The sequence below is a fragment of the Mesorhizobium sp. M7A.F.Ca.CA.001.10.2.1 genome, assembly GCF_003998575.1.
Taxonomy (GTDB): Bacteria; Pseudomonadota; Alphaproteobacteria; order Rhizobiales; family Rhizobiaceae; genus Mesorhizobium.
This window is the reverse complement of record NZ_RZQY01000295.1, coordinates 1-7,035: the sequence shown is the minus strand read 5'-3', so window position 1 is coordinate 7,035 and position 7,035 is coordinate 1. Positions and strand designations below refer to the sequence as shown.

At 64.5% G+C, this 7,035-nt stretch carries 5 protein-coding genes and 1 pseudogene; 3 read left to right on the top strand and 3 right to left on the bottom strand.

Going from position 1 to position 7,035, the window contains the following annotated elements:
- Positions 1-369, bottom strand: a pseudogene (locus EN964_RS19195) (DUF805 domain-containing protein); the annotation flags it as partial.
- A gap of 530 nt (positions 370-899) precedes the next feature.
- Between EN964_RS19195 and EN964_RS19190 the strand changes: the two are divergent.
- Positions 900-1,925 carry a glycosyltransferase gene (locus tag EN964_RS19190; RefSeq protein ID WP_236382965.1) on the top strand — a complete coding sequence of 342 codons (1,026 nt, stop codon included), beginning with the start codon at positions 900-902 and terminating at the stop codon, positions 1,923-1,925.
- A 98-nt stretch (positions 1,926-2,023) separates the two neighbouring features.
- Here EN964_RS19190 and EN964_RS19185 read toward each other — a convergent pair whose 3' ends face one another.
- Positions 2,024-3,898, bottom strand: coding sequence for a DEAD/DEAH box helicase (locus tag EN964_RS19185; RefSeq protein ID WP_127268221.1), 1,875 nt, complete (start codon positions 3,896-3,898; stop codon positions 2,024-2,026).
- A 438-nt stretch (positions 3,899-4,336) separates the two neighbouring features.
- Here EN964_RS19185 and EN964_RS19175 point away from each other — a divergent pair, with 438 nt between their 5' ends.
- On the top strand, positions 4,337-5,371 hold the full coding sequence (locus EN964_RS19175) for an aspartate-semialdehyde dehydrogenase (RefSeq protein WP_023814446.1): 1,035 nt from the start codon (positions 4,337-4,339) through the stop codon (positions 5,369-5,371).
- Between the two features lie 162 nt (positions 5,372-5,533).
- Here the strand turns inward: EN964_RS19175 and EN964_RS19170 are convergent, their stop codons facing one another.
- Complete coding sequence (locus tag EN964_RS19170) at positions 5,534-5,941, bottom strand: ACT domain-containing protein (RefSeq protein WP_127268219.1); 408 nt, start codon at positions 5,939-5,941, stop codon at positions 5,534-5,536.
- Between the two features lie 186 nt (positions 5,942-6,127).
- On the opposite strand from EN964_RS19170, the gene EN964_RS19165 reads away from it, so the two are divergent.
- A complete protein-coding gene (locus tag EN964_RS19165) occupies positions 6,128-7,033 on the top strand; it encodes a bestrophin family protein (protein ID WP_127276633.1) in 906 nt (301 codons plus the stop codon).
- Positions 7,034-7,035: the final 2 nt, after the last annotated feature.

Sequence of the window (7,035 nt, the reverse complement as noted above, 5' to 3'; positions counted from 1 at the left end):
TCCGGCGAAATGGAAATAGTTCTGCGTCACGCCGCGCCAGAAATAGCCACAGAGATCGCCGGGCTCGGCTATCTCGGAAGATCGACCGAAATGCTGCGCAGCGGGCGGGACCACTGCGGACGGAACGCTGGCCTGGGCCGGTGCGGCTTTGACGCTGGGATTGGCGGCGGAGGGAGCGGCAGTCGGAGCGGTGATCGAAAAAACGTCGCGCGCCTGGCCGCCACCCGGCTGGAACTCGACGGCCGCGCCCTTCCGCATAGCAGTTTCCCGGCGCAGGTTCTCGCGGGTGAAGGTGTAACGGTTGCCGTCGGCCCCGGATATGAAGCCGAAGCCCTGGATCTCGTCATAGTGAAGTACTTCGCCGCGCATTTGCCACCCCCGCTCGCCACGTCCCGGCCGAAGGTGGCACAGGGCCGGGCCGATGGGCAAGACGGCCAGCATGGCTACCGTCTTCGCGGCAAATGAAGCATAAGGCATCGAGTGCAACCGCCTTCGACAGAAGCAGAACATGACAGTCGAGAGTCCTGACAGTAAAACCGTGATTGAAGATGGAGGGGAAAGAAGACCTCCCAGGCTGGCCATCGACGCCACCGGCCTGACGTTCTGGCCGTCCGGCCAGGGACTTGTCGGCATCCCGCGGGTGGAAAGCTTTCTCGTCAGCGCAGCCCTGGCCGATCCCGACCCTAGCGTGGAGGTGGTGGCGTTCCGACCGTGGGAAGGCCGGTTTCGCCCCCTCGCTCCTTTCGAGCAGGACCATGTCGCGACGGGCGAGATTTCACCCCGGCGCCTCAAACGATGGCCTGGGAGACGTACGGCGATGTCGCAGGCCCTCGAAGCGGTGAGGCAGCAGCCATGGGGCAAGCGCGACGCCGACCGCCATCTCGCCAAGACGGTGACCCATGGCCGCAAAGGGATTGCCTATTCAGGCGACGAGGTTGCTGATCAGGGCCTATCGTCTGTACCAGCGGGCGCGGATCCGGTCGGCCCCGCGTCAGGTTCCAAGCCAACCGAACGAGACCGAACGCGGCTTTGTCCTGATCAGCCATCACATTCTGACCGGTGACGATCGAGCCGCCCTTTCCGGGCGCGCCGGTGGCCTTGCGTTTCTTTGCCACGACCTCATCCCGACACTGCGCCCCGACATGGTTGGTATGAGCCCTGGCGAGGCTCGCTACGGGTCATATCTCGAGCACCTCGTGCGTTCCGGCGCGCCGGCATTTTGTGCATCCGACGAAGTTGGTGCGACGCTGACCGACCATATGCAACAGGCAGGCGTCACACAGCCGGTGGTATACCGGTTTCCGATGCCTTCCATCCTGTACGAGACGGCTTCGCGCATCGGCCAGACTTCGCGCATCGAGGCCGACGAGCCGTTCGTGCTCTATTGCTCGACCATCGAGGTGCGCAAGAACCACATCCTGCTGGCACGGATATGGCAGCAGGCGCTCGACGAGGGCGTCAAGCTGCCGCGGCTCGTCTGCGCCGGGCGCTGGGGCTGGATGATCGATCCGCTGCGCGCCTATCTCAAGGCCCATCCGAGATTGCTTGAGCGGGTTACGTTCACCGGAGCGATCAGCGATGAGGAGCTCATCCGATATTATCGCAGCGCTTCCTTCGGCGTCTTTCCCTCGCATATCGAGGGCTGGGGCTATGGCGCCTCGGAATGTCTCGATTTTGGCATTCCGGTCATCGTCTCGACCGCGCCGTCGCTGATCGAGGCGAGCGGCGGGCTGATGCCGGCGATCGATTCCAATGACCAGGCCAGCTGGTACGCTGCGATCCGCAGGATGGCGGAAGACGCGGACTGGCGCTCATCGCTGACGGAACGCATCGCAAAGCAGCATCGCCCGACGCCGGCATCGGCCAGCTGGGCTGCCATCAAGGCTGGCCTGCAGGCAAGCGCTTCCCTCCGGCCGAAGTCCTAGAGCAATTCTAGGAAAAGTGTGAAGCCGTTTTCCCTTGGGAATTGCGTCAAAACAAAGAGTTAGAGCAGATCGCCGTTTCCGTGAAACGGTGAAATGCTCTAGGCGGGCCGTTTCTTCGCCTTCTTGTGCTTGGGCGCGCCGGTGGTGTCGAATTTCGGCTTGCCCGGCTTTTTCGCCCATGGCTTTGCCTCATGCGCGGCGGCCGGGCGCTGATCGACTGCTGCCGGTGCACGTTTTTCGAATTTGCGCTTCGGCGCGTTGGGGTCGAACGGCGCCTTGCCGCGATGCGGCTTCTTGTCGGGGCTTGGCGGCTGATAGCCGGCGCGTGAAAGATCGGGCGTACCATCGAGCCGCTTCACCAGGATGTTGCCTTGCAGCTTGCGGTCGGGACCGATCGCGGCCAGGAAGCGGTCGGCCCAGTCGGCTGATATCTGCACGTAGGTCTCTTCCGGCTGCATCTTGATGGCGCCGATCTCGCGCTTCGAGATGCTGCCGGTGCGGCACAGCATCGGGATCAGCCAGCGCGGCTCGGCATTCTGCCGGCGCCCGATCGACAGCGAGAACCAGACGCTGTCGCCGAAATCGTCGCGGCGGCTGGGCGCCTCGTCGCGGCGCGCGAAACCTTCGCCCGCCGGTCTTTCACGCGACGGCGTGAAGGGCGCGATCTCCATGAGGTCCTCGGGCGCCGAGCGGCTGGCGCGGCACTGGCGCACGAAGGCAGCGGCCACCTGTTCGGCGCCATGTCTGGCGAGCAGCGCGTCGATGAAACCGCGTTCGTCGTCCTTCACCGGCTCGTCGAAAACCGGGTCGGCCAGGATGCGCTCGTCGTCGCGCCGCATCACGTCGTCGGCCGAGGGCGGGCTCGCCCATGTTGCCTTGAGGCCGGCGTTCTGCAGCAGCCGCTCGGTGCGCTTGCGGGCGCTGTTGGGCACGATCAGCGCGCTGACGCCCTTGCGCCCGGCGCGGCCGGTGCGGCCGCTGCGGTGAAGCAGCGTTTCCGGATTGGTCGGCAGATCGGCATGGATGACCAGCTCCAGATTGGGCAGATCGATGCCGCGCGCCGCGACATCGGTGGCGATGCAGACTTTTGCGCGGCCGTCGCGCATTGCCTGCAAGGCATGGCTGCGCTCGTTCTGGCTGAGCTCGCCCGAAAGCGCCACGACGGAGAAGTTGCGGTTGTTGAAGCGCGCGGTCAGATGATTGACGGCGGCACGCGTGTTGCAGAACACCAGCGCGTTCTTGGCTTCGTAATAGCGCAGCACGTTGATGATGGCGTTCTCGCGGTCGGGCTGGGCGACGCTCAGCGCCCGGTATTCGATGTCGAGATGCTGCTTCTCCTCGCCGGCGGCCGAGATGCGCACCGCATCGCGCTGGTAGCCCTGGGCGAGCGTGGCGATCGAGCGCGGCACGGTGGCCGAGAACATCAGCGTGCGGCGTTCGGCCGGAGCAGCGTCGAGGATGAATTCGAGGTCTTCGCGAAAGCCGAGATCGAGCATTTCGTCGGCCTCGTCGAGCACCACCGCCTTCAGCGCCGACATGTCGAGCGAGCGCCGGGTGATGTGGTCGCGCAGCCGGCCGGGCGTGCCGACGACGATATGGGCGCCGCGCTCCAGCACACGCCGCTCCGAGCGCATGTCCATGCCGCCGACGCATGACGCCACGGTGGCGCCGGTCAGTTCGTAGAGCCATTCCAGTTCGCGCGTCACCTGCAAGGCGAGTTCGCGCGTCGGCGCCACCGCCAGCGCCAGCGGTGCGGCGGCGTGGCCAAAGCGCTCCGCGCCCTCAAGCAGGGTCGGCGCCAGAGCGAGGCCGAAGGCCACCGTCTTGCCGGAGCCTGTCTGCGCCGAAACCAGCGCATCGGCCTCGCCGAGTTCCGGCGCCACAACCGCCTTCTGGACGGGCGTCAGCTCGGAATAGCCGCGTTTTTCCAGCGCCCTTGCCAGCGCGGGAACGAGTGCATCGAAGTTGGACATCTTACTCTTTCGGAATTCGGATTCTTATATGCCCAGCAATGGGCCTGTCTTCGGCGGGCGTCGGGACGCTCCATGAGCCGGATGGTCATGCCGTTCGTACTTCGTGCCGCCGCCATTGTACAGGGCAACAGGACGCTCATCGCAATTGACTCTTGACGCAAACCGCGTAAAAGCCCGCTTTGAACGGGATCGTTTTTCGATGCGCGGCCTTTTGATGGCTCTTCTTGCATTCGATGCCCCCAGCCTCAATGCACATCATTGGGCCGGGCGCGTCGGCGCGTCCCCTCGTTCCAGCAAAACTATGGCCAAAACCACCACCAAAACGGTGTGACTCCCTTGGCCTAACCACCCTCTCCCGGGTTCGGCCCGGGGGACGGAACCCGCATCGGCCAGCGGGTTTCTCCAAAAACCAAGCGGAGAGGGACAGGAGATTTTTCGATGAGTTTCAAGGTAGCGATCGTCGGCGCCACGGGCAATGTGGGCCGGGAAATGCTCAACATACTGGAAGAGCGCGGCTTTCCGGTAAGCGAAGTCGTGGCGCTGGCGTCGCGGCGCAGCCAGGGCACGGAAGTGTCGTTCGGCGACCGCACGCTGAAGGTGAAGACGCTCGACCAGTATGATTTTTCCGACACCGACATCTGCATCATGTCGGCCGGCGGCAGCGTCTCCAAGGAATGGTCGCCGAAGATCGGCAAGCAGGGCTGCGTCGTCATCGATAATTCGTCGGCCTTCCGCTACGACCAGGACGTGCCGCTGATCGTGCCGGAAGTGAACCCGGACGCGATCTCGCTGTTCACGCGCAAGAACATCATCGCCAATCCGAATTGCTCGACGGCGCAGCTGGTGGTGGCATTGAAGCCACTGCATGACTTCGCCACCATCAAGCGTGTCGTCGTCGCCACCTACCAGTCGGTGTCGGGCGCCGGCAAGGAAGGTATGGACGAACTCTTTACCCAGACCCGCGCGGTCTTCGTCGCCGATGGCGTCGAGGTCAAGAAGTTCACCAAGCGCATCGCCTTCAACGTCATCCCGCACATCGACGTGTTCCTCGACGACGGCTCCACCAAGGAAGAGTGGAAGATGGTCGCCGAGACCAAGAAGATGCTCGACCCCAAGATCAAGCTGACGGCGACCTGCGTGCGCGTGCCGGTGTTCATCGGCCATTCGGAAGCGGTCAACATCGAGTTCGAAAAGCCGATCACCGCCGACGAGGCGCGGGATATCCTGCGTGAAGCCCCAGGCTGCCAGGTCTTGGACAAGCGCGAGGACGGCGGCTACATCACGCCGCTGGAATCGGCCGGCGAGGACGCCACCTTCATCTCGCGCATCCGCGAGGATTCGACCATCGACAATGGCCTGTCGATGTGGATCGTCTCCGACAATCTGCGCAAGGGCGCCGCACTCAACGCGGTGCAGATCGCCGAGTTGCTGGTCGAGCGCGGCCTGATCCAGCCGAAGAAGAAGGCGGCTTAGTTTTCGCTCACGGGCCGTATCGCCGCTGCCGCGGCGGGCCCTCCGCGGGGGCGCCGAACGATCGGCGGCCCGCAGTCGCGTGCTCGGCCTTTGGCCGTTAGCTCCCTTCTCCCCGTTCACGGGGAGAAGGTCCCGGCAGGGGGATGAGGGGCAGCACCAGCCTCAGCTTCGATTCTCAGCCGCCAACCCAACCAGCAGCTCCAGCGCTTCCTCCGCCCGGTCGGCGGGGACGAACAGATGGTCGTGGTAGAAGGCCGAAACCGGGTTCACGCCCATGCCGGCGGCGGCGAGGCGCGTGGTGATGGCGGCGAGGAAGCCGACGGCCTCCAGCGACGAATGGATGTTCAGCGTGACCATCCGGCAGCGGAATGACGCGGTCAGTGCCGCAGCGATGGCCTTCTCCTCGGTTACGATCAGCGTCACGCCCTCGCGCTCGCGAAACACCATCACCGGCTCGAGGCCTTCCGGCTGAGCGACGCCAGGCGCCAGCGTGGCGAAGACATAGGTGCCGGCCAGCAGTTCCGGCGTCATCGATGCCAGCAGTGTCTTCAGATCGGTCTCGCCGGTCATTCGTTTCTCTCGCCTGCAGAAATGGGCCGCAGCCCACGTGCTCTTCAATATCCGCGACCGGCGCGTGCCGATAGTCCTGGCGCTGCAAGGACGACATGGCGATGTCGCTGGCGGCTGGGCTTGCGGACCTGTCGCATCGCACAATAGAGGAGCTGAGGGCCGATGCCGGTCCGTGAAAGGCCTTCGATGATCGTTCGCCCGCGCCCCACATTCCTGCAGCTGTTCTTCATCATGCGCGGTTCGGTCGTGCCACGCATCCTGCCGCAGATATTGGGCTTCGCGCTCTATTCCGCGATCATCCTGGCCGTGGCGCGCCGGTTCCAGCTTGATTTCAGCGTCTTCAACATCACGCCTTTCGGCCTCGTCGGCGTGACATTGTCGATCTATCTCTCGTTCCGCAACAACGCCGCCTACGACCGTTGGTGGGAGGCGCGCAAGCTGTGGGGCGCGCTGGTCTTCGAAATGCGCAACCTGGCCCGCGCCACCACCAGCCTCATCCCGGACCAGACCGAGCAGCGCGCCCTGCTGATGGAAGCGCTCGCCTTCTGTCATTTCCTGCGCGGGCAGTTGCGCAAGATCGACAGCATGAAGGATGCCCGCGCCCTCATCGACGCCGAGGCGGACAAGGCCGCAGCCTTTTCCAATCCGGCAGATGAGATGGTCAGGCGCATGGGCCGGCGTGCCAATGCGCAGCGCCGGGCGGGCGATGTCGACTCGATCGGCTTTCGTATCCTCGATGAGAGGCTCGCGTCGATCGCCGCCATCCAGGCCGGCTGCGAGCGGATCGCCGGTACGCCGTTACCCTTCGCCTACACGCTGCTGGTGCATCGCACGGCCTATATCGTCTGCCTGCTGCTGCCGATCGGCCTGATCTCGACCACCGGTTGGGCAACGCCGCTGTTCACGGCGCTGATCGCCTACACCTTCTTCGGCCTCGACGCGCTTTCGGAAGAGCTCGAGGATCCGTTCGGCACCGAGGCCAACGACCTTGCACTCGACGGCCTCTGTCGTGTCTGCGAAATCTCGGTATTCGAAGCGCTGGGCGAGACCCCGCCGAAGATGATGCCGGCGGAAAAGTTCTATTTTTCGTAGGC